Here is a 19,198-nt window from a genome sequence, read left to right on the forward strand (position 1 = left end):
TCAGCAAGGACCTGAATGATGAACTGGAAAGCTCTGGAGCAGGCGCTGTTCGACGCCGCCAGACAAACCCTGCAAACGCTGCTCGATGAGGGCGGCAGCCCTTTGTATGCCGCCGCCTTTCATGCCAGCTACCGGGAGGAGGAGGCGACTCTATCGTTGCCCAGCTTTGCCGCCAACAGTCTGCAGGCCCTCTGCGAAGACCACCCCGAGGAGACAGATGAAAGCTTCAGTTCTGTGAAGTGGAACCCGGTGGACTGGCGTTGGGACTGGGAAATCTGCGAGGGCGAGCCCTTCACGCGGCTGGATGACGCGCTGCAAGCCCACGCCAACCGGTTTGGCCCGCGCCAATGGCAAGCGGCTGAGCGGCGTTTTCTGGTCACCGTCAGCCGTGCCGCCAGGGCGCTGGGCCGCCATTTCGCTGCGCATCCGGGGGTGACGCCCGGCTTCGTGGTGTTTTTTCATGACTTTGCCGGCGATATCGCCCTGGCCAAGCGCAGCATGACCCGCCAGCAGTTCGAGGATAACTTCCCAGTCGAACGGGCCATCGAAAACACTCGGCGCGAAGTCGCTGCCTTGCCGCTTGCCGAGCAGGCCGCGTTCTACGTCAGCCGCCTGCATTGTGCCGATGGCATTTCGGGGGAAGAGGCTGAGCGCTGGCTGATTGCCCATGGCCGCCCCGCACAGGCCGCGCTTATCGAGCAACTCAGCGAGCATGCAGAGCCCACCGCTGCCGCGCGCATTCTCGGGCTGGCCGGCCTGGCGGATGCGCCCGTCATCCAGGCCCTGCGCCGGCAGGTGATCGAGGCTGATGAACAGCCGACTCGCAACTGGTGCGCCAATGCCTTGGGCTACCTCGAGGACTTCGACTGGTTGATGCAGCAAGCCCCGGACATTGCTGTCGTGGGTATCTGCGCCAACTTCGACGGTTTCCGCTGGCGGGGCGTGCAGCCTCCGGTGCTGAACTACAGGCCCATTGAGCGTTTGCTTGATCAACGCCCTGAGGTGAGTGCTGCCGTCGCCGAGGCCCTCGAAGACCTCCACGCCCAGATCGACACCACCGCCGCCGATGTGAGTGAAGCCCTGCGCGGTCTGCTTTCACCCCACGTCGCCATTCGGCGACACGCGGCCAGCGGCTTGAACAACCGTGACCTGCAGCCCGACGACGCGCTGCGAGCCATCGAGGGACTGCGTCGGGCAACACAGGATGACGATGAGTCGGTGCGACGCGTCGCGAGCGTGGTCCTTGAAGCCATGCAGCGGCGTTAGGCCATGGCTCGCCGGGTGACCTTTGTCATCGATTCGTTGTTTCCAGGCCAGTCGAGCGTGCCTTGGTTCATCCATACGCTTTTCGTATGATTGCCGCCCGATACCTGGAATCTGCTGGCGTGAAATCGTTAACTGAAAGTGCCCCAACGAGCCCGGCTTCCGGAGGCAGTGCTCCGTGGGACTTGAGCCGTGCGGTCAGTCAGCTGTCGTGGGACGATCTGCGGATCATCAAGACCCTCAGCCACTACGGCAATCGCGCCGACACGGCAAAGAAGCTGGGTATCAACGTCTCCACCGTGTCCAGGCGCGTGGCCCAGGTCGAGAAGACCCTGGGCGTCGCGCTGTTCGATCACCGGCGCTCGGGTTACATGCTCACGGCCGAAGGGGAGGAGCTGCGCGCCCTGGGTGAGCGGGTCGAACTGGATATCGTGAGTGTCGCGCGACGCGTATCGCGAGCCGGCGAAGGGCCGCTGGGCAAACTGCGCATTACCACCAGCGACTCGCTGCTGCTGTATTTCCTTACGCCGATCATTGCCGACTTCCGGGCGCTCAACGAGGGTATTGCCATTGAGGTACTGGTCGGCAACCAGACGTTGAGCCTGGCCCGCGACGAGTCGGATATCGCCATCCGTGCGACCTGCAAACCGTCGGAAAGCCTGGTAGGGCGCAAGCTCGCCACGATTGCCTGGGCGCCCTACGGTAGCGTCAAAGACCGGCAGACGAGCGAACCGTTCGGCGATGAGCACCCCTGGGTATCGTACTCCGGTGGGTTGTGTGCGCTGCGGGCGACCAGCTACGTGGAAAGCCGGGTGCCGGCGCACTGCATTGCCTATCGCACCGATTCGGTGGCTGCCGCCAGTGCGGCGATTGCCGCCGGGCTGGGTTTCGGATTCCTGCCCTGCATGCTGGGCGATATCACGCCAGAGCTGGTGCGCGTTGGCCCGGTGGTGGCCGAGCTTCAGGACGAACTGTGGCTGCTCACCCACCAGGACATTCGCAGGTCGTGGCGGGTGAAGGCCTTCATGACCTTCTGTGCAGCGGCTGTTGCGCAGCTCAAGCCTCTGGTAGAAGGGCAGCGCCCGCGCCTGATCGACTAGCGCACGGGCCTGTCACTCACGCCTCGCGCGCGCCGATCACGGCCTTGCAGGCGATCTCGATCAACTGCGCGCGCTGAGCCAGCCGCGAAACGCCGATGATGTTACTCGCGCATTGTGGCCGCTCGCTGCCATACGCGGCCTTGCGAACCTTGCCCACCACGGCGAATGCGGCGTCCATGTCCAGCACGTAGAGCGTTTCCTCGACGACGTCCTCAAGCGTTGCGCCATAAAGCGCGAGCAGCTTGGCGATGTTGTCATAGGAGACACGCATCTGTTCGCCCATGGACGAGAAATCGCTGGGTTTGCCCTCGCTGTCCAGCGGTGCGGGGGCGACCAGATTGCCTGCTTCATCGTGGTTGAACTGACCCGAGATGTAGATCTCGTTGCCCACCTTTCTGGCCTGCGGATAGCCATAGCTTTCCTCCCACGGCACACCCCAGTAAGCGGTCTTGTTGTCGAACGGTTGCGTAGCTGCCATTGCCCATCTCCTTGCTTGAAGGGCCGCTGAAGTGCGGCCGCCTGATTCATCTGGACGCAGAGGCTAGCACCGTAACGGAAAATCTAATGGCGCATTTTTGCCTTCCTGGAAGCGCAATCTTGCGCCAGCAAAGGCGTGATCTTTCGGTTAACTTTTTCTCGAACTCGGGGCAGCAGCCATCACGAACGCTGCTGACGACTCTGCGGCCATTCCCTGTCGACCCAGCCGCCGGGACGCCTGAACAGACAACATTCCACTGAAAGGACGCTACGCATGAACACTTCCAAAACCGAAGTACTGACCCCTTACAACAGCCAGTTGATCTTCATCGACCAGCAGCCGCAGATGGCCTTCGGCGTGCAGAGCATTGATCGCCAGACCCTGAAGAACAACACGGTCGCGCTCGCCAAGGCCGCCCGGATCTTCAACGTGCCGACCACCATCACCAGCGTGGAAACGGAGAGCTTCTCCGGCCACACCTACCCCGAACTGTTGGCCGTGTTCCCCGACGCGCCGCTGCTGGAGCGCACTTCGATGAACTCCTGGGACGACCAGAAGGTACGCGACGCACTCAAGCGTAACGGGCGCAAGAAGATCATCGTGTCCGGCCTGTGGACCGAGGTGTGCAATACCACCTTCGCGTTGTCTGCGATGCACGACGCCGACTACGAGATCTACATGGTCGCCGATGCTTCCGGAGGCACTACCAAAGAGGCCCATGACTACGCCATGCAGCGCATGATCCAGGCCGGTGTGGTGCCGGTGACCTGGCAGCAGGTGCTGCTGGAGTGGCAGCGCGACTGGAAGAACCGCGAGACCTACGACGCGGTCATGAACCTGGTGAAGGAACACTCCGGTGCCTACGGCATGGGCGTCGACTATGCCTACACCATGGTGCACAAGGCACCTGAGCGCGTCGCCCACGGCCCGACCCTGGCCCCCGTACCGGCCGCACAGTAACGCGCCACAGCACTGCCTGGCAGCCGGATCCATTGGTACGGCTGTCCGCCAGGCAGCGCGGAACACAGCAATCAATACGCGAACAACGGTGCGCGCTGAGCACGCACCGCTGCCAGGTTGCGGCTGCGCGATCGCCGGCCCGGCTTCGATCAATCCCCCGTATTTGCGTCTCACAGGAATCGCCATGAACATGGACCCATGCACTGTGCTGCCCAACGTCGCCTGCATTTCGGCCAGGCCGCTGAGGACCTGGCAGGAGAGGCTCGCCAAACAGATGATGTTGGATAACCTGGATACGGGGATTTCCGTGCCCGCGCTCGCCGAGGCATGCGCCATGTCGCGTAGCCACTTCACGCGCAGGTTCAAGCAGAGCACGGGGCTGGCCCCCCAGGAATGGTTGCGTCAGCAGCGCGTCCAACGCAGCAAGTCGCTGTTAGCGACCTCGACCCTGCTGCTTACGGAGATCGCGGTAGCCTGTGGGTTCTATGATCAAGCGCATTTCTGCCGGGTGTTTGCCAAGGCCGAAGGCCTCACGCCGCTTGCATGGCGCCAGCTCAGCTGGCTTGCCGCCTGAGCTGATGCAACGTCCGGCATCGGCACCCGAGCGGACAGGTTCATCAGCCGGGATCGATCGGGCATTAATCACCAACCTGTTGCGCCTATCGCTCGCTCCAGCCAAACACCCGCCGCAAAAAACCACGTCTCGCCGCCCAAGGCCTCTCCATCAAGACCCCCGGCATATCCCGCCAGCGTATCCAGTCTTCATTGCGCCAATGCAGCACCTGCAGCGAGTTGCCCAGCCAGTCCAGGCTGTTGATGCTCGGCAGCAGCCCGGCATCGTCGCCGCGCTGGTGCAGCTCGGGCAGCACTTCGTGGGTGAGCCATTGGCGCAGGCGGCGGTTCTCCGGCACGTAGTGGTGCACGAGCAGGGCGAAGACACCGGACTCGCTGACCAGGATGCATTTTTCCCAATGCTCGTGGCTTTCTACCCAGGCGGTGCGGCGTTGGTCGGGGTCGAGTTTCAGGGTGGCGCGTTCGTCGATGGCGCGGCCCATGAGGCGGCTGAGATCAGCCAGGCAGAACCAGCCCTGACCATCGCTGAGCACGGCGCGCAGTCGGCGGCGATGGCGGTAGAAGAGGGTGGCGTGTAGGTGTTGGCTACAGGGGGCGTTGGGGTTGATGACTTCCATGGTTCGTTCCTCAATGCGATGGAACCGCCACGTACCGTCGCCAAACGGTAAGGGTGGCAGCTGTACGCGGGTTGGCGAACCGGGTCATCGCATGCGTACCCCGGCAGACCCGAAGGTCTCCCACGTACAGCCGCCATAACGGACAGGCAGGCAGAAGCTGCCCGCAGCCTCTATGGATAGCCGCAGCATGCGATGGAATTCAGGTCGCCAAACCCGGCTCGCTGATTTGGCAGCGAGCGGCGCGCAGGGTAGCGAAAGCGGGAGAGGGGGACAAGTGATGGCCAGCCGTGCTGCTGAGCGATTGCTCGGTGCGAGGGGCTGCGCACCTGAACCCCAGATGCCTGTGCTCTGGCGTTCGTTACAGCAAATACGACAGGTCTATTATTCGTAGAGGCCAGATCTTACGGTCTTTTGTGGACTTTCTGGCGGAAAGGTTGTGGCTGGTGGGTCGATAGGTTTGGTGCCGGTACAGGTTTTAACTTCAGATAATTTGAAGGGGCGCGATCGGCCGATAGAAGAATTTCGAATGCGCTTATAAAGCATGATCGGTCCGAGCAAAGGTACTTAACTGCTTCCTCCTGCTACCGACAGAGGTGCGCTAACCCAAGTGCTTCCCGGCAGTCGTCCATCAAGCTTTCCAAATATGGCCGGACTTCACTGAAGAGTGTGCTCGCCAGCAGTTCGCTTGCCTGCTCTCGTATCGGTTGCCAAGCAGTTTCATGAAAAATGCTCCGGTCACCACAGCGAAATGCTGCTTCCGACTCGGGGCTGTTACACAGATCCCACAAGGTTGTCATCTGCGTCAGTATGGGGGCTGGTAGTAATTTTCCGGAGGCTGAAAGTGCATCGCTGAGAGGAATTACCATCGAATACCAGGTTTCGCATGCCGCGCAGTCCGGGATGAGGTCAATTTGCTCATCGGCATTCTTTGCCAGGAATTCGAGTGCGATTATGGCATCGCAGATCGCCAATAACCGCTTGTGCTCGTCCTGTCCATACCATTCCCACAGGGAAATGTTTGCTGAATTGGCTAACACGCTCGAAGCCTCGTGAACAAAAGAGCTGAAAAATCTGAGTGTAAACGGGCCAGGTTTATCTCTCCTAACTCCTGACGTCCGCTATTAGCCGAAAACTGCCATTTCCATAGCACCGCAGCTAAACCCCTATATCCCGCCGTGGCACCACACCCAACGCTTTCCGGGCCAAGAATATCGCCTTCCCCGAGACAAACACCCGGTACCGGGGATCATGAATACCGGCATAGGGAATTTCATCAGACCAACTCTGTATCCCGAGCACGCTGAGGTCGTGTTCCAGGGCCACGGCATTGTCTCTGGACTTGAAAAAACCAACGCAATGGTCGTGACGCATGGCCGTGATGTGTTGGAAAAAGAACGTGCAGGCCTGCGACTCACTGCCTGAAACAAAAATCGGCTCTGAATCGCGACCGCGCTCCGTATAGCAGACCTGCCATTGCCCATCCTTATGGGCGAGATACCAGCCGTCTGACAGAACGCCACGGGAACCTATGGCATAGATGTCAGGGTTGCATCCTTCTTCGAAAAGGCGTTCTGCGAGCAGCTGTGTATTCATTGCATCCAAGACGTTGTCCTCGGAGCGGGTTTGTAGGGAAGACGAAAGATGTCGCTGCCTTTCCTCTCTCTGTTGCCAACAATCCCAGCGTAATGGCCACAGGCCAACTCAGTCGATTCATTGTTGCTGGCTGATAGCTGCCAACATCAAACGGCAATTTTCGGTCCAGGTCATCCCCGTGAACTGGGCCTAGGTTCCATTGTGCGTAGGGTACTCAGCTATGATCGGCTTCATTTTTGAAGCTTGGCCACATGAAGCGCAATCAGCGCTACCCTGATCTCGCCGCTGGGCTGAAACCGTTGCTGGCGGAACTGGAAGGCTTCCCCGGTAGCCGCAAGACGAACTGCAGCACTTTTTCGCGGTCACTCAGTTGCCAGATGGTTACAACCCACCCTCGGACTTTTAATCGCCCAAGGCAGTCGGGTTGCAGGCATTACCGTTGCCTCACCGAGAGAAGTGCATGTATCGTCAAGCCGTTGCAGCCCTGCTGCTGGTATCAGCCAGTGCCTGTAGCCAGTTTCCGCACCATAGCTTCTTCATCCCGCCCGCCGCAGGCCCGGACACGGCGTGGGTGCGTATCGTGGGCGGCACTGAACTGGCCTCCATCGAGCAGGAATTGAATGGCCAGACCACGGGCGGCCTGGTGCGCAGCAGCGAATTCGTCCTCACCCACACCCAGGATCTCGGAATGCCCGTGGCCAGCGGGCACGATAAATCGAACTGGAGCGACTACTACGAGACGCCGGTGGTGGCCGGCCGCAAAACCAGCATCGGCCTCGCCTATGAAGGCGGTATTAACCGGTGCAGCAGCATCATGACCTTTGTGCCGCAGAAGGGACACTATTACCAGTTTGGCCTGCAGGTCGATCTGCGCCTGCGCCAGTGTCGAGGCTTGCCCTATGAACTGTTCAAAAATGAGCAGGGACAGTGGCAACTTGAGCGCCAGAAGGATGTGGTCTGGGGCGGCAGGTACGCCCATGAAGACGAAAATTGGCAGAAGATGCCTGACCGCTGATGCGTACCTCTGTTTCATATGGGATTTGCTGAACCTTTGGCGACAGATTTCAGGGCCTTTGATCATGACCCTTTATCGGAACATGATTTCGGTTAACAGCAGACACCGAGACTTGGAAAAGTAGTCTCCAGATACTTGAGGGAATGGAGAGGTGAAGTGAGTAATCTGCTATCCATTGCAAGCCATAAATCCAAGTACAGCATCGGCTTCTACCCGACCTTTGCAATTGATGCGGTGCCGCTTGAGGTTTGGCTCTCCCGTCATAATCAAGAAACTGAGCTACACCTCGTATCGGCTCATTCAGGCTTGCACAGCGATGACGACACCTGTCTGATATGGGATCGGATCTATTCCACTGCGCCGGGCTGGAAGACATTGGTTCCTCTGCTCGTTTGCTCTGATGACCTGGACCTTACGTGTACCGTCATTGTCACTGAGCAGCATGCTGATGAGCAGCATATCCACTGGCGTCGATTTGGCTTGCTGAGGGACTCAATCACACTGCAATCCCCCACTGTTGATTGGTACGAGTCAATACCGAGTCTGACTTTCGAACGCTTGCAGTTTCAGAACGTACTAGACTCGTTCAGAAAGCAGCAGAACATCAAAATGTACTGGGATTAGGAGCAATGCTGATCAGTTAGATCGTTGGAGAACTCGCCATGATTGCAACTGGTTCATACAGATGTATTGGGCGTGGTTGCCTTTTCGCACGTTCGCTCCAACCCGGCTGACAGTTTATGCAGGGCAGGCCGGATAACGGCCTTGGCAAGCATCGGTTCCCAGAAAACCTAACGCTCGACCTCTTCGATCCGGCCACCGCAGGCTACGAATTTTTCATCGTAGTCGTCACGACAATAATTGGACACCTGAGTGCGCGTGGGCGGTGGTGGGCAGGCGTTCGGTTCCATGGTGCATTGCTGCCTGAACATCGATAGAGAGTTGTAGAGATTGTCATAACTGGCCTGCCTGTCTCTAACTTCGCTTTCGCAGGCATTCACCTTTGCGTCGAGTTTGCGTAAGCAGTCCAGACCTTCTGAGGTTTGCGGGTCGATGTAGCGGTAGTGGGTGCAGGCACTCAGCAGTATCCCCAGCGACAGGGTGGTCAATCTCATCATCACTGTTTTGGCTTCATCCTATTCAAGCGTGTCGGTTCGACTTCAGCAGGGGAAGTCGGTTCAGCAAGGAGTGAGTCCAAGGGATTCGCTGCCGTCACCACAGCGCTCTGGCATCATGTCGAACGTCCGATTCAAGCTCTGTGGAGAACATGATGCTAACGGCATCACAGCTTGCGGCCTTGGCGCGGCAAGCCCCTGAAGATCTGATGTCCTGGTCGAGCTTTGTGGCGCAAACCGAGTTTGTCTGGCAAGACCCTGCGTGCGTCGCGGATACAGCAGGGTGGCAGACCCTCTGGTTCGAGATGGAAATCCTCAACGGGCTTGCATTGGCCGAGTGGGAGGAAGACGGCTCTGCGCGTGATTGGTCGTCGCGTTGGCGTGAAGGCTATGAGCAGGATGCGCGAGGTCTGGTTTCGCAGTTGCTTCCACTGCTGGCCGGGTAAATTGCCAGGCCTGGCGTTCATGAAAGTGGTCGATAAGGGAGTAATCAATATCGGCTGCCGAGCCACCTGAGTACGCCTGTTCTCTATCAGAAAAGTCGTTGCTGGTAGGCGGGCTTCAGCGGCTGATGCCCAGACGTTTTGAAAGAGCTATTCAGGCCACGAAAGGCTTCCCGGCTGAAGCCGGTCCTACCAGGGAGCGTGTCGCCATTTGGGTACTGGCGCTGCGCGCGAAGGGCAGGGCTTTCTCACCCCGCGCTTCGCAATCATCGGCGCCGCCGCAGTCAGACTGGCTGGGTCGCCGCTTCTGCCGCCATGGCTTCCTGCACGCTCGGGCGGACCTTGACCCGTTCCACGAACGCGGCCAGTGCCGGCCAATCCTTCACATCGACGTTGAAGAACGGCAGCCAGTTCAGCACGGTGAACAGGTAGGCATCGGCCAGGCCGAAGCTGCCCAGCAGGTAGTCTTGCTGCGCCAACTGCTGGTTGACGTACGCCAGGCGCTTGAACAGTTTCTCGCGGAAAATCGCCTTGGCCGCTTCCGGCAGTTCAGGGTTGAACAGCGGGCCGGCGCCACCATGGATCTCGGTGCTGATGAAGTTGAGCATTTCCTGCAGGCGGGTGCGCTCCCAGGTGCCGTTGGCTGGCGCCAGGCTATTGCCGGGCACCTGGTCGGCCAGGTACTGAACAATCGCCGGGCCTTCGGTCAGCAACTGGCCGTTGTCCAGCAGCAGCGCGGCGACATAGCCCTTGGGGTTGATTTCGCGGAAGTCCCGGCCTTCCGAGGTGGCCTTGGTCTTGGTATTGACGCGGACCAGTTCGAACGGCAGGCCCAGCTCACGCAGCACGATGTGCGGGGAAAGGGAGCAGGCCATCGGGGCGAAGTACAGCTTCATGTGGATCTCCTTGCGGGCGGAAAACGTTGGGCTGGTGCGGGTGAACGCTGCCCTAGCATCCACGACTTCGGAAACCTTTTGCAAAGGACTTCTTGATAGAACAGGTTGATTTAATCTTGGACGTATCAGCTGTGTCCGGTTGATGCCTCTGCTGTTCAGTCAGGCCTTGAATGAGCTTGCTCATGAAGCACGCACCACCTTTACCGCCGATTTGCTAGCGCTCCCGGCCTTTTGGCGACCCAGGTCGTTCCCACAATGGCAGGCGGTGCCTGACTGAACGGCACTCAGGCGATCCGTTTGATGACCTCCTCTAGGTTTTCCACCGCCTGCAGATCCGGCGCAGCGGCCAGGGTGGTAATGGACGGGTTGACCAGAAAGCCCTGGTCGGCCCGTCGCAGCATGGCGATGTCGTTCAAGGCGTCGCCCACCGCCAACACATGCAGGCCGTCGACCTGTGCCTGATTTACGTGCTCCTCCTTATCTCGGCGCCGATAGTAGTCGCAGCCGGAAATGAACCCCTCACTGTCCGTCGTCAGGCTATGGCAGAAGATGGTCGGTCTGCCCAGTGCCCGCAGCATCGAGTCGGCCAGTTCGTGGAAGCAGTCGGAGATGATCTGTACCTCATAGCCCCTGTCGCGCAACGCCTGCAGGAAGCCCGCTGCGCCGCTGAATGGCCTGATTGTCCGGGTAATGCGCTGCACATCGCTCAGGGTCATGCCGTGCTGACGTAGCAAGTCGATGCGCTGGCGCATCAGCGCATCGTAGTCGGGCAGCTCTCGAGTGGTGGCAAACAGCTCGTGGATGCCGGTACGCACTGCGAGAGTCGGCCATAGCTCTGGCACCAGCACGCCTTCCAGGTCAATACAGGCCAGTTTGGCTACACCGCTCATCAGCGTGCCAGCCCAGGCAGTACCAGGCTTACGCCCAGCCCGATCAGCGCCGTACCGATTACCCGGTCAACGAGGCGCTGGCGAGCCAGCATGCGTTGGCGCAGGGCCTCGGCGGAGAAGAACAGGGCCACGAAGCTGAACCACACCCAGTGCGAGAACGACATGAACAGGCCGTAGGCGAAGTTGACCGCCAGGCTGTTGCTGACCTGCACCACCTGGCTGTAGGTGGCGACCACGAAGAGCATGGTCTTGGGGTTCAGGGCGTTGGTCAGAAAGCCCATCGCGAAGGCTTTGCCGGCCGATGGGCGGGGGCCGTTGGCGCTGCTCAGTTCCAGCGTCGAGCGGCTGGTCAATGATTTGTAGCCCAGGTAGATCAGGTAGGCCGCGCCCAAGGCTTTCATGGCCATGAACAGCGTTGGCGAACTGGTAATGATCAGCGCAATGCCCAGCACGGTGTAGAACACATGGACCTGCACCCCGCAAGCGATGCCGAAAGCGGCCATCAGGCCGCTGCCGCGTCCGTAGGCATAGCTGTTGCGTGTGACCATGGCGAAGTCGGGGCCTGGACTGATCACGGCCAGGATGGTGATGACGGCGACAGCGAGCAGTTCGGTCATGGGCGGGTTCCTGCGGGGCGGGGGCAGACGGGCATTTGTGTGAGGGATACGCACATAAGCGCAAGCCCGAGCGGCAGCAGGTTTGTCCAGGCGGAGCGGCTTGTTAGCCGGGTGACGGACTTCATAGTTCCCTCTAATAAAATGTTCAGGTATGGATTTCTGCCGAAGGATGGCGATTTGTGCGCGCTCTGAAAAACGATTTATAGTCCGCCAAATCTGTGAGAAATCATCGCCTATATGAAGCTGCCAGCCCTTACGTCCTTCCAGTTCTTCAACGTCGCTGCGCAGACCCAGAGCTTCGTGCAGGCCGGGCGTCTGTTGCATGTCACCCACGGCGCGGTCAGTCGCCAGGTGCGGGCCTTGGAAGACGCCATCGGCGTGGAGCTGTTCGAACGGCGTAACCGGGCGATTTTTCTCAACGACGCCGGGCGCGAGCTGTACAGCGTGACCCGGCCATTTTTCGAACAGCTGGAGGGCACTCTTTACCGCCTGCAACGCGAAACCCGCGAAGACGTGCTGGTGGTGTCCTGCGAACCGACCATCGCCATGAAATGGCTGATCCCGCGCCTGCCGGATTTCCACGCCGCGCATCCGCACCTGCAGGTGCAACTGCTCACCGCGGGCGGCCCCATCGACTTCGGGCGCTCCGGCGTGGACCTGGCGGTGCGCCGCGACGATTTCTACTGGGACGACTCGATCCACTGCGCGACCATCGGCGAAGAGTGGACCGGCCCGGTCTGCACGCCGGCGCTGTGGTCCGCCGGCCAGCCGCTCGACGGCATGCGCCTGCTGCACAGCAAGACCCGGCCCCTGGCGTGGGACAACTGGCTGCGCCTTGCTCAGGTTGCAGCGGCAGGCACCACGCGCCAGGAGTACGAGCATTTCTACCTGTGCATCCAGGCCGCAGCGGCAGGGCTGGGTGTCGGTATGGCGTCGCTGCTGATGGTTCACGGGGAGCTGGAGTCCGGGCAGTTGATCGCACCGTTCGGCTTCATCCGCGACGGTTCGCGCTACTGCCTGATGTCGCCCCGGCCGTTCGAGGAAAGCGCCAAATGCCGTGTGTTTCTGGAGTGGATCAGTGGGCAGATGGCGCAGAGTGTGCGCTAGGTTCTGTACGAAAAGTCGGCGAGCGAAGGTCAGGCAAGGCGCAACGAGCAAAGCGAGTAACAGCCGTAGGCTGACCCGAAGGGCGAGCGCCAGCGAGTCAAAACAGGCGAGGAACGGTCGGAGTCGCGGGCGACTTTACTGGAGTAAATGAGCATTCCGACCAGGCTGGCGATCCAGCCTGTTTTTAACGCAGCATGGCCGAGCGCAGGCACTTTTCGTACAAAACCTACGGCGAGAGCAAGGCCGCGCCAGTCTGAACCTGCCCGCCATTTGCCACCCGTGGCAAGCCTATGCCGGTGAGGGACCTTTACCTGCAGCGTTGGCAAGGTGACCCGAACAGCTTGCCAAGGCCCGGTCTAGAAGGCTGGCTTCATATCCATCCGCCTCCGCAGCCTGGCGGGAACGGAATTTGCTGAACCCCTGCCCGAAGGTTTCAACCATGGACGTTGCCATCCGGCACAAGGAGTTCACGTGATCATCAGTTCCAGCTCGCTTTACACCAACCCGGCACTGGCCGCTAAACAGCAGGCCCCGGTCAAGGCGACCCCCACGCCGGCCCAGGTCGCTGCACAAACCCAGGCAGAGACCACGCCGGTTGCCAAGCGTACGAGTGAAGACCTGCCGTTGCAGGCTTATGCCCTCCCGACCTGGACGACCGGGTTCTACAAGGTGCTTTCCGGCGGGGCTGAAGCGGATGCCTACAATGCCCGTTTCGACGCGGCGTCGGACACCGAACTGGCCGAGTACAGCGAGCGTCTCCAGCAGCATCTGCAAACCCTGTATGCGAACAATGGCCTGTCGGATTTGGGTGAGCGCTACAAGGCGATCACTTCGGTGCCGGGGTTGAACGAGCGCTTGAAGACGCAGTTCCACGAGTCCGTGCAGGGGGATGCGCGGTTGATGGAACTGATGAACAAGGTCGGCACCACCCTGGCTTGAGCCCGGCATGCTGCGTGTTGGCTGTCTGGATAACGGGTATTGGGGGGTAGCGCAATTGAGGGAGCGAGCTTGCTCGCAAAAAGCTGGCAAAGTCGATGAGTTTGCTGTGAACGTGACGCCGCCTTCGCGAGCAAGCTCGCTCCCACGGTCTGAACTGTATTGCGGCTAAGGCCAATACTGTTCGGTTAGGCGTCATTTGGCCCGGTGGGAGCGGCTTTAGCCGCGAAAGCGCCAGTAAATTCACTGCATCTGTTGTGAACAGGTGATCGCTTCGTGGCTGAAGCCGCCTATCCGGCCTAACTGACCTGTATTGCATCTAAGTACCGATCTGCGCCCCTGCGCTCAGGCCCAATCAGCCCCCAGCCAGGTTTCGATCATGGCCACGGCCTGCTGCGGTGACTGCAGCGCCGTGTCGATGCAGCGCGGTGTTTCAGCCCAGGGCTCGTACTCATGGGCCTGCACAGATTGCCAGTCGGGCGGTGTCAGGCCCGCGATATCTGTAAGGCGGCTTTGCACTCGGCGCTGGTGTTCAGCGCGGTCCGAACAGACCACCTGAATATCCAGTAATCGAGCGTTCGCGTGGCGGGCCACCTCGCGCCAGGCCTGGCGGCTCTCGGCCACGGGGTTCACGCCGTCGGCGATGACCCTGTGGCCCAGCAGCAACTGGGTGGTGGCCAGTTCATGGGCGACCCGGTAGCCGCTGGTGCCGACATCGCCCGCCAGCACCCCGGCGTCGCGAATCGCCTGTTCGATGGTGTCGATACGCAGGTACACCGCCCCAAGGGCCACTGCCAGTGCCTTGGCCACGGTGGTCTTGCCGGTACCCGGCAGGCCGCTGAAAACGATCAGCCAGGGTGGCGGGAGCACGGCGCTCATCACACGCCCAGGTGCTGGTCGATCAATCGCGCCACTGCCTGGGCATGGGTGAAGCCCAGGTCATGGCCGGCCTCGGCGAACACTTCCAGGCGGGCGCCGGGAATCAGCTCGGCCAGGCGCTGGCCGACCCGCAGCGGGCTGATCCGGTCTCTGCCGCCCCATACCAGCATCACCGGCATGCGCAGCTCGTGCAGGCGCTCGGAGAGGTCGGTGCGGTCGTCGAGGAACCAGCGTGGCAGGGTCGGAAAGTCGGCGGCGAACTCATCACGCCAGTCCTCGCCGCCGAGTGCAGAAACATCCAGGCCGCCGGAGGTGACGCTCAGCACCAGGTGGCTGATCAGCTCTGGCCGTTGCAGCGCGACCTGCACCGCCACCACACCGCCCATGGATTGCGCGACCAACGCCGTGGGCCGGTCGATCTGCTCCAGAGCCAGACCGGCGAGGTCCTGCAGGCTGTTGATCGTGGTATTGCGCGGCACGTCGCCGAAGCCCGGCCAGCCCAACTGCTGGGTGGGCAGCGGCGTGCGCAGGAAGTCGGCGGCAGGGCGCCAGAAGTGGGTATTGCCGGAAGCACCGGGCAGGAAGAGGATCTTTTCAGGGCAAAGCGACACGGCTCGGTTCCTTGAGTCGGAGGGCTCAACGCGGGTTGGCGGACGTTAACACACTGGGTATACAGCCGCAGGTCCAGCGTTCAAGCTAGCGCACCGCTACCCGCTCCACTCTGCTTCCATCTGCCTTGGGCCTTCACCATGCGTAAAGCCGATCGGCTGTTTCAATTGGTCAACCTGATACGTGCGCATCAGCCCATCACCGCCGAGCGCCTGGCGAGCCGGATCGGTGTGTCGGTACGCTCGATCTACCGCTATATCGACGATTTGTCCGTCAGTGGCATTCCCATCTATGGCACCGCCGGGGTGGGGTATGCACTGGATGCCGACTTCGAGCTGCCACCGTTGGCCTTGAACAGGCTGGAGTGGGACGCGCTGGTGCTTGGTGTGGAGATGCTGGCCGCCGCAGCCGACGCCGAACTGGGTGCGGCAGCGCGCGCCCTGTTGGGCAAGATCAGCGCGTCGGTGGTACGGCCACCCAACCCGGACAGCGCCGCGATCCGCGCGCTGGGCGAGATGTCGGGCCGCACACGCCTGCACTTGGCGGCACTGCGCAAGGCGATCGAACAGGCCCAGGCGCTGACCATCACGTACGCCCGTGCCGACGGCGAGGTGTCTCGGCGTCTGGTCTATCCCCTTGGGCTGTTCTATTGGGGCGGCAAGTGGACGGTAGGCACCTGGTGCGAAGCCCGTGGCGCCTATCGGGACTTCCGGGTAGACCGTATCGCCGCCATCATTCCTGCTGAACAGGCGTTTGCGGACAATCCGGCCATCGACCTGCGTACCTACATGCGTTACCAGCAGGACCAGTGGGATTCTCGCGTCGGCACTGACAGTACGCTGTCAGTATGAGCCGTTGAACATGGGCACCTCTCAAACCAACCGAGGCTTTCCATCGTGTCGCACGCATCCCCTGTACTTGAACTGGCCATTTTCCAGGTGAAGGAAGATTACCTTGCCCAGGTGCCCGCGCTGCGCGCCGGCCTGCGCGAGACACTCAAGGCGTTTCCCGGCCTGATCGACTATCGCGGCTATTGCCCGATCAACGACGACCGGATCTTCGTCGACCTCGCGCTGTGGAGCAGTTTCGAGAACGCTCAGGCCGTCGCCCAGGCGTTCAATGACGGCGACCCGCGTTTCGCGGATTACATGGCCGCCATCGAGAGCCTGAGTTTCATGAGTCATTTCTCTCCCGAACCGTGCTGAACCTCTGTTCCTGATTGCTTAAGCGTGCACGGACGGCCATGCTCTGTTTTCGATAACAGGAGGCGGATCATGGCTGAACCGGTACTTCATCTGTTGTGCGGCAAGATCGCCTCAGGCAAATCCACCCTGGCCAGTGCACTGGCGACCGAGCATTCGGCGGTCCGGCTGAGCGAGGATCACTGGCTGGCGCGTCTGTATCCGCAGCAGATCCGCTCGGTGGCCGATTACGTTGCGCATGCCCAACGCCTGCGTGAGGTGGTCGGGCCATTGGTGAGCGACCTGCTGAAAGCGGGTGTCAGCGTGGTGCTGGATTTTCCGGCCAACACGCCTGCCAACCGGCAGTGGTTGCGTGGCCTGGCCGATGCTGCGCAGGTGCCGCATCGCCTGCATTACCTGGAGGTGGACGATGCCACCTGCCGCCAGCGGCTGCACGCGCGCAATGCGCGTGGCGAACATGACTTCGCCGCCACCGATGCCGAGTTCGAGCTGATTACCCGCTATTTCTCTGCGCCCGCCGCGGACGAGGGGCTGGAGGTGATCGTGCACGGCAGTACTGAACCATTCGGTAGTCAGGCCACCCAATAGGACTTGAGCGTTCTTACGAGGTGAGCATGGCCCGATACCGTGGACTGATCCTGGACGACCCCCGTGAAGGCCCCAGCGACGAAGCGATCGCACAGCTGGAGGCCAGGCTCGGCGCGCGGCTGCCGGATGACTATCGGCAGTACCTGGCCGCCTGCAACGCTGCCGAACAGGAATACGACGTGGTGGTGACCCTGGCCGATGGCGCGCAGGAGACCATGAGTTTTTCCCTGTTCGGCCTGGACCCGGACGAAGACTGGGAGTTCAACCCTCATGAGCTGGAGCAACTGCGTGAGGTGCCGGACTTTCCCGAGAGCGGCCTGCTGCCCATCGGCCGTGACGGCGGTTCCAGCCTGTTGCTGCTCGACCTGCGCGACGGCCGCCAGCAAGTGGCGGCCATGGTCGCCGGCCTACCGGCCTGGACCGGGCGACGCCAGAACGGCGACGAGTACGTGGTGCTGGCCGAGTCGTTCAACGATTATCTCGACCTGCTGCACATCGCTGACGCGTCCATCGAAAGCCATATCGAGCGGTTCATCATCAACCCCGCCACCATCGACGCGACCCTGGATTGGCTCGACCAGGGCAGCCCCGGCTGGCGTGAGCGCTTTCGCGAACAGTGGAATGCACGGGTCACCCAGCGACCGATCTGAATGCCTGGGCGGGGTGGCCATGCCATTAGAAGTTGTACGAAAAGTCCTGGCACTCGCTGATGCCGCGTTGAAAACAGCCGGGTTCTTGGCAACCGTTGAGGTGATATTCGGAATGGCACACCGGCAAGCAAAATCACGGGTACAGCGCGTTTTCACCATGCAGGTAAAGGATCGATGACAAACAGCATTTATGTGGTTCAGCTCAAACGAGGCAGAAGCCATCCCGAGTATCCGCAGTTCTTCGAGAACGTCACTGATCTTAGAGCGCTTGGACCGGACCATGGAGGAATCAACAACATCTGTTTGCTGAGCCATGCGGGTGATGAAGAAGAGGTGAGGCTTTGCTGTGCTTCTGGGCTGGAGGACCCAGCAGCGGTCACCGTTCAGGAGGTGACGAAAACAACGCTAGATCCTGAAAAAGGCATTCACAAGAGGTATGCGGATCTTATCGGCCGTCGTTTTCTGCCTTACGGAAGATATCCGATAGGTCGGCTTCCATGGCCAATAGAGGATCTGCCAAGAGGCCCGACCGGCAGACACTGATCGATACGCCGTCAAGGTTTGAGTCTGCTTCGCAGCTTGGCTTTCTTGGCCAACAGTTGTTTCAGCTCGCCCAGTGAGTGGAATAAAGTGCCCAGCACTCTGCCCTGTTTGTCGCGGCTGTAAAGAATCGATTTGAAGGAGGCGTTGGCGCCATCTGCGGTGCCTCCAGCCGTGGAGTTCATGTGCCCTGCGTACTTCAGAAACGCATCGAATGGAGTACCGCTTCGGCCTTCCAGGAAAGCGTCGATGAATGCGTCGTGCGTGTTTCGGACAATGGCCTCCAAGGGCGGCTGACCCACCGAGAAGTGCGGGCAGACGACGTCGACATAAGGGGCCAGCTCAATGTTCACCGCACTGTTACGCGACCGGTAAGCAATGAAATGGCTCGTTCTGGAGAGGGCTGCGGTGTTCTGGTCCAGCGTCCTGCAGAGTTTTTCGCGCAGCGGTTTCTTGTGCTCGTCACTGATCTCGCGTTCGAACTCCTTGAACTCTATGAGGACGCAGGACGAGTCGGTACCTGCAAAGAAATCGGCGAATTTTCGATCCTGACTGCCTGAAAAGTTACCCAGTGAATAATCGGCGGCCTTGCCGAACTTCTCGCTCAATCGGTCCCGAAATGATGTCGAGAAAAAATCAATGACTTGCGATTCGCCGATTTTTTTGCTCGCCGAGTTCTTTCCTTATTTGATCGGTGCAATAGGTGAAGGTGTGGAGGTCGATGCGGCAGCTCAAGGCAGCGGTTCAGATGTCACGGAAACGGATTCATGCCATCTGAAAGCACACGGCCTAGGCGCTTTATCTCAGTGAACTTCAGTGCCGAGCTTGGCAGGGGACACACCGCTGACGCACTTCAGTCGCCGAGGCGTTCAAGCATGTATTGATACATCGACCAGGGGGTCTCAAGACGTTGCAGGTCGTCATCGCTGATGCTGATGTCGAATTCGGTATCCAGCGCCATGACGAGCTCGACCAGGTCGTATTCGTCTGCCCCCAGATCGCCCAGGGTCGATCCATAGCCATACCTGACCTCGCGCACGGGGATACCCAATTGCACAGCTATCATGCCGTCCAGCTTGTCTCTGAGAGCTTCCTTGTCCATGGCGCGGTCCTGTACAGAGGTCGTG

General features: G+C 60.5%; 26 protein-coding genes. 14 read left to right on the forward strand and 12 right to left on the reverse strand.

Going from position 1 to position 19,198, the window contains the following annotated elements:
• Positions 1-18: 18 nt before the first annotated feature.
• Positions 19-1,266, forward strand: a complete 1,248-nt coding sequence (locus QZ497_RS13400; RefSeq protein ID WP_295475630.1) for a DUF4303 domain-containing protein — start codon at positions 19-21, stop codon at positions 1,264-1,266.
• Positions 1,267-1,385: 119 nt separating this feature from the next.
• A complete protein-coding gene (locus QZ497_RS13405; RefSeq protein ID WP_295475633.1) occupies positions 1,386-2,363 on the forward strand; it encodes a LysR family transcriptional regulator in 978 nt (325 codons plus the stop codon).
• 16 nt (positions 2,364-2,379) lie between these two features.
• Here QZ497_RS13405 and QZ497_RS13410 read toward each other — a convergent pair whose 3' ends face one another.
• On the reverse strand, positions 2,380-2,841 hold the full coding sequence (locus QZ497_RS13410) for a Rid family hydrolase (protein ID WP_295475636.1): 462 nt from the start codon (positions 2,839-2,841) through the stop codon (positions 2,380-2,382).
• 273 nt (positions 2,842-3,114) lie between these two features.
• On the opposite strand from QZ497_RS13410, the gene QZ497_RS13415 reads away from it, so the two are divergent.
• Positions 3,115-3,801, forward strand: coding sequence for a hydrolase (locus QZ497_RS13415; protein ID WP_295475639.1), 687 nt, complete (start codon positions 3,115-3,117; stop codon positions 3,799-3,801).
• Between the two features lie 184 nt (positions 3,802-3,985).
• Positions 3,986-4,375 carry an AraC family transcriptional regulator gene (locus QZ497_RS13420; RefSeq protein ID WP_295475642.1) on the forward strand — a complete coding sequence of 130 codons (390 nt, stop codon included), beginning with the start codon at positions 3,986-3,988 and terminating at the stop codon, positions 4,373-4,375.
• 85 nt (positions 4,376-4,460) lie between these two features.
• Here QZ497_RS13420 and QZ497_RS13425 read toward each other — a convergent pair whose 3' ends face one another.
• The 3 genes from QZ497_RS13425 to QZ497_RS13435 form a co-directional block, all read right to left on the reverse strand.
• A complete protein-coding gene (locus QZ497_RS13425) occupies positions 4,461-4,991 on the reverse strand; it encodes a Bro-N domain-containing protein (RefSeq protein ID WP_295475645.1) in 531 nt (176 codons plus the stop codon).
• A gap of 581 nt (positions 4,992-5,572) precedes the next feature.
• A complete protein-coding gene (locus tag QZ497_RS13430) occupies positions 5,573-6,028 on the reverse strand; it encodes a hypothetical protein (RefSeq protein WP_295475649.1) in 456 nt (151 codons plus the stop codon).
• A gap of 118 nt (positions 6,029-6,146) precedes the next feature.
• Positions 6,147-6,593 (reverse strand): SPOR domain-containing protein, encoded by a 447-nt coding sequence (locus QZ497_RS13435; protein WP_295475651.1) that lies wholly within the window; start codon positions 6,591-6,593, stop codon positions 6,147-6,149.
• Positions 6,594-7,044: 451 nt separating this feature from the next.
• Between QZ497_RS13435 and QZ497_RS13440 the strand changes: the two genes are divergently transcribed.
• Together QZ497_RS13440 and QZ497_RS13445 are read left to right on the forward strand one after the other, a co-directional pair.
• Positions 7,045-7,599, forward strand: coding sequence for a hypothetical protein (locus QZ497_RS13440; RefSeq protein ID WP_295475653.1), 555 nt, complete (start codon positions 7,045-7,047; stop codon positions 7,597-7,599).
• Positions 7,600-7,755: 156 nt separating this feature from the next.
• Positions 7,756-8,223 (forward strand): hypothetical protein, encoded by a 468-nt coding sequence (locus tag QZ497_RS13445; protein WP_295475656.1) that lies wholly within the window; start codon positions 7,756-7,758, stop codon positions 8,221-8,223.
• Between the two features lie 167 nt (positions 8,224-8,390).
• Here QZ497_RS13445 and QZ497_RS13450 read toward each other — a convergent pair whose 3' ends face one another.
• Positions 8,391-8,714: a hypothetical protein gene (locus QZ497_RS13450; protein ID WP_295475659.1), complete on the reverse strand. Its 324-nt coding sequence runs from the start codon at positions 8,712-8,714 to the stop codon at positions 8,391-8,393.
• Positions 8,715-8,923: 209 nt separating this feature from the next.
• Between QZ497_RS13450 and QZ497_RS13455 the strand changes: the two genes are divergently transcribed.
• Positions 8,924-9,160, forward strand: a complete 237-nt coding sequence (locus QZ497_RS13455; RefSeq protein ID WP_295475662.1) for a hypothetical protein — start codon at positions 8,924-8,926, stop codon at positions 9,158-9,160.
• 281 nt (positions 9,161-9,441) lie between these two features.
• Here QZ497_RS13455 and gstA read toward each other — a convergent pair whose 3' ends face one another.
• From gstA to QZ497_RS13470, 3 genes are all read right to left on the reverse strand, one after another.
• Positions 9,442-10,053: a glutathione transferase GstA gene (gene gstA / locus QZ497_RS13460; protein ID WP_295475665.1), complete on the reverse strand. Its 612-nt coding sequence runs from the start codon at positions 10,051-10,053 to the stop codon at positions 9,442-9,444.
• Positions 10,054-10,337: 284 nt separating this feature from the next.
• A complete protein-coding gene (gene thrH / locus QZ497_RS13465) occupies positions 10,338-10,943 on the reverse strand; it encodes a bifunctional phosphoserine phosphatase/homoserine phosphotransferase ThrH (RefSeq protein WP_295475668.1) in 606 nt (201 codons plus the stop codon).
• Positions 10,943-11,560, reverse strand: a complete 618-nt coding sequence (locus tag QZ497_RS13470; protein ID WP_295475670.1) for a LysE family translocator — start codon at positions 11,558-11,560, stop codon at positions 10,943-10,945. The genes thrH and QZ497_RS13470 overlap by 1 nt, the downstream gene beginning before the upstream one ends.
• A 237-nt stretch (positions 11,561-11,797) precedes the next feature.
• On the opposite strand from QZ497_RS13470, the gene QZ497_RS13475 reads away from it, so the two are divergent.
• On the forward strand, positions 11,798-12,667 hold the full coding sequence (locus QZ497_RS13475; protein WP_295475673.1) for a LysR substrate-binding domain-containing protein: 870 nt from the start codon (positions 11,798-11,800) through the stop codon (positions 12,665-12,667).
• A gap of 471 nt (positions 12,668-13,138) precedes the next feature.
• Positions 13,139-13,606 (forward strand): hypothetical protein, encoded by a 468-nt coding sequence (locus tag QZ497_RS13480; protein ID WP_295475676.1) that lies wholly within the window; start codon positions 13,139-13,141, stop codon positions 13,604-13,606.
• A gap of 342 nt (positions 13,607-13,948) precedes the next feature.
• On the opposite strand, the gene QZ497_RS13485 is transcribed toward QZ497_RS13480, so the two are convergent.
• Both QZ497_RS13485 and QZ497_RS13490 read right to left on the reverse strand, forming a co-directional pair.
• Positions 13,949-14,482, reverse strand: coding sequence for an AAA family ATPase (locus QZ497_RS13485; protein WP_295475678.1), 534 nt, complete (start codon positions 14,480-14,482; stop codon positions 13,949-13,951).
• Positions 14,482-15,093 carry an alpha/beta fold hydrolase gene (locus QZ497_RS13490; protein ID WP_295475680.1) on the reverse strand — a complete coding sequence of 204 codons (612 nt, stop codon included), beginning with the start codon at positions 15,091-15,093 and terminating at the stop codon, positions 14,482-14,484. Before QZ497_RS13490 ends, QZ497_RS13485 begins: the two co-directional genes overlap by 1 nt.
• Positions 15,094-15,231: 138 nt before the next feature.
• On the opposite strand from QZ497_RS13490, the gene QZ497_RS13495 reads away from it, so the two are divergent.
• The 5 genes from QZ497_RS13495 (at position 15,232) to QZ497_RS13515 (ending at position 18,074) form a co-directional block, all read left to right on the forward strand.
• Complete coding sequence (locus QZ497_RS13495) at positions 15,232-15,942, forward strand: YafY family protein (RefSeq protein ID WP_295475683.1); 711 nt, start codon at positions 15,232-15,234, stop codon at positions 15,940-15,942.
• Between the two features lie 45 nt (positions 15,943-15,987).
• Positions 15,988-16,296 (forward strand): hypothetical protein, encoded by a 309-nt coding sequence (locus tag QZ497_RS13500; RefSeq protein WP_295475685.1) that lies wholly within the window; start codon positions 15,988-15,990, stop codon positions 16,294-16,296.
• A 69-nt stretch (positions 16,297-16,365) separates the two neighbouring features.
• Positions 16,366-16,881, forward strand: a complete 516-nt coding sequence (locus QZ497_RS13505) for an ATP-binding protein (RefSeq protein ID WP_295475688.1) — start codon at positions 16,366-16,368, stop codon at positions 16,879-16,881.
• A 26-nt stretch (positions 16,882-16,907) separates the two neighbouring features.
• Positions 16,908-17,531: an SMI1/KNR4 family protein gene (locus QZ497_RS13510; RefSeq protein ID WP_295475691.1), complete on the forward strand. Its 624-nt coding sequence runs from the start codon at positions 16,908-16,910 to the stop codon at positions 17,529-17,531.
• Positions 17,532-17,705: 174 nt separating this feature from the next.
• Positions 17,706-18,074: a hypothetical protein gene (locus tag QZ497_RS13515; protein ID WP_295475694.1), complete on the forward strand. Its 369-nt coding sequence runs from the start codon at positions 17,706-17,708 to the stop codon at positions 18,072-18,074.
• Between the two features lie 11 nt (positions 18,075-18,085).
• Here QZ497_RS13515 and QZ497_RS13520 read toward each other — a convergent pair whose 3' ends face one another.
• Together QZ497_RS13520 and QZ497_RS13525 are read right to left on the reverse strand one after the other, a co-directional pair.
• Positions 18,086-18,679, reverse strand: coding sequence for a hypothetical protein (locus QZ497_RS13520; RefSeq protein ID WP_295475697.1), 594 nt, complete (start codon positions 18,677-18,679; stop codon positions 18,086-18,088).
• 245 nt (positions 18,680-18,924) lie between these two features.
• Positions 18,925-19,137, reverse strand: a complete 213-nt coding sequence (locus QZ497_RS13525; RefSeq protein WP_365356111.1) for a phosphopantetheine-binding protein — start codon at positions 19,135-19,137, stop codon at positions 18,925-18,927.
• Positions 19,138-19,198: the final 61 nt, after the last annotated feature.

It is taken from the genome of uncultured Pseudomonas sp. (genome assembly GCF_913777995.1).
In the GTDB taxonomy this organism is placed as follows: domain Bacteria; phylum Pseudomonadota; class Gammaproteobacteria; order Pseudomonadales; family Pseudomonadaceae; genus Aquipseudomonas.

Bases quoted from the DNA above. Each gene is read 5' to 3' on its own strand.
- QZ497_RS13455 (WP_295475662.1), top strand. From the start codon at position 8,924: ATGTCCTGGTCGAGCTTTGTGGCGCAAACCGAGTTTGTCTGGCAAGAC.
- QZ497_RS13400 (WP_295475630.1), top strand. From the start codon at position 19: ATGAACTGGAAAGCTCTGGAGCAGGCGCTGTTCGACGCCGCCAGACAA.
- thrH (WP_295475668.1), bottom strand. From the start codon at position 10,943: ATGAGCGGTGTAGCCAAACTGGCCTGTATTGACCTGGAAGGCGTGCTG.
- QZ497_RS13440 (WP_295475653.1), top strand. From the start codon at position 7,045: ATGTATCGTCAAGCCGTTGCAGCCCTGCTGCTGGTATCAGCCAGTGCC.
- QZ497_RS13410 (WP_295475636.1), bottom strand. From the start codon at position 2,841: ATGGCAGCTACGCAACCGTTCGACAACAAGACCGCTTACTGGGGTGTG.
- QZ497_RS13505 (WP_295475688.1), top strand. From the start codon at position 16,366: ATGGCTGAACCGGTACTTCATCTGTTGTGCGGCAAGATCGCCTCAGGC.
- QZ497_RS13510 (WP_295475691.1), top strand. From the start codon at position 16,908: ATGGCCCGATACCGTGGACTGATCCTGGACGACCCCCGTGAAGGCCCC.
- QZ497_RS13515 (WP_295475694.1), top strand. From the start codon at position 17,706: ATGACAAACAGCATTTATGTGGTTCAGCTCAAACGAGGCAGAAGCCAT.
- QZ497_RS13450 (WP_295475659.1), bottom strand. From the start codon at position 8,714: ATGAGATTGACCACCCTGTCGCTGGGGATACTGCTGAGTGCCTGCACC.
- QZ497_RS13525 (WP_365356111.1), bottom strand. From the start codon at position 19,137: ATGATAGCTGTGCAATTGGGTATCCCCGTGCGCGAGGTCAGGTATGGC.
- gstA (WP_295475665.1), bottom strand. From the start codon at position 10,053: ATGAAGCTGTACTTCGCCCCGATGGCCTGCTCCCTTTCCCCGCACATC.
- QZ497_RS13495 (WP_295475683.1), top strand. From the start codon at position 15,232: ATGCGTAAAGCCGATCGGCTGTTTCAATTGGTCAACCTGATACGTGCG.
- QZ497_RS13470 (WP_295475670.1), bottom strand. From the start codon at position 11,560: ATGACCGAACTGCTCGCTGTCGCCGTCATCACCATCCTGGCCGTGATC.
- QZ497_RS13425 (WP_295475645.1), bottom strand. From the start codon at position 4,991: ATGGAAGTCATCAACCCCAACGCCCCCTGTAGCCAACACCTACACGCC.
- QZ497_RS13420 (WP_295475642.1), top strand. From the start codon at position 3,986: ATGAACATGGACCCATGCACTGTGCTGCCCAACGTCGCCTGCATTTCG.
- QZ497_RS13485 (WP_295475678.1), bottom strand. From the start codon at position 14,482: ATGAGCGCCGTGCTCCCGCCACCCTGGCTGATCGTTTTCAGCGGCCTG.
- QZ497_RS13475 (WP_295475673.1), top strand. From the start codon at position 11,798: ATGAAGCTGCCAGCCCTTACGTCCTTCCAGTTCTTCAACGTCGCTGCG.
- QZ497_RS13415 (WP_295475639.1), top strand. From the start codon at position 3,115: ATGAACACTTCCAAAACCGAAGTACTGACCCCTTACAACAGCCAGTTG.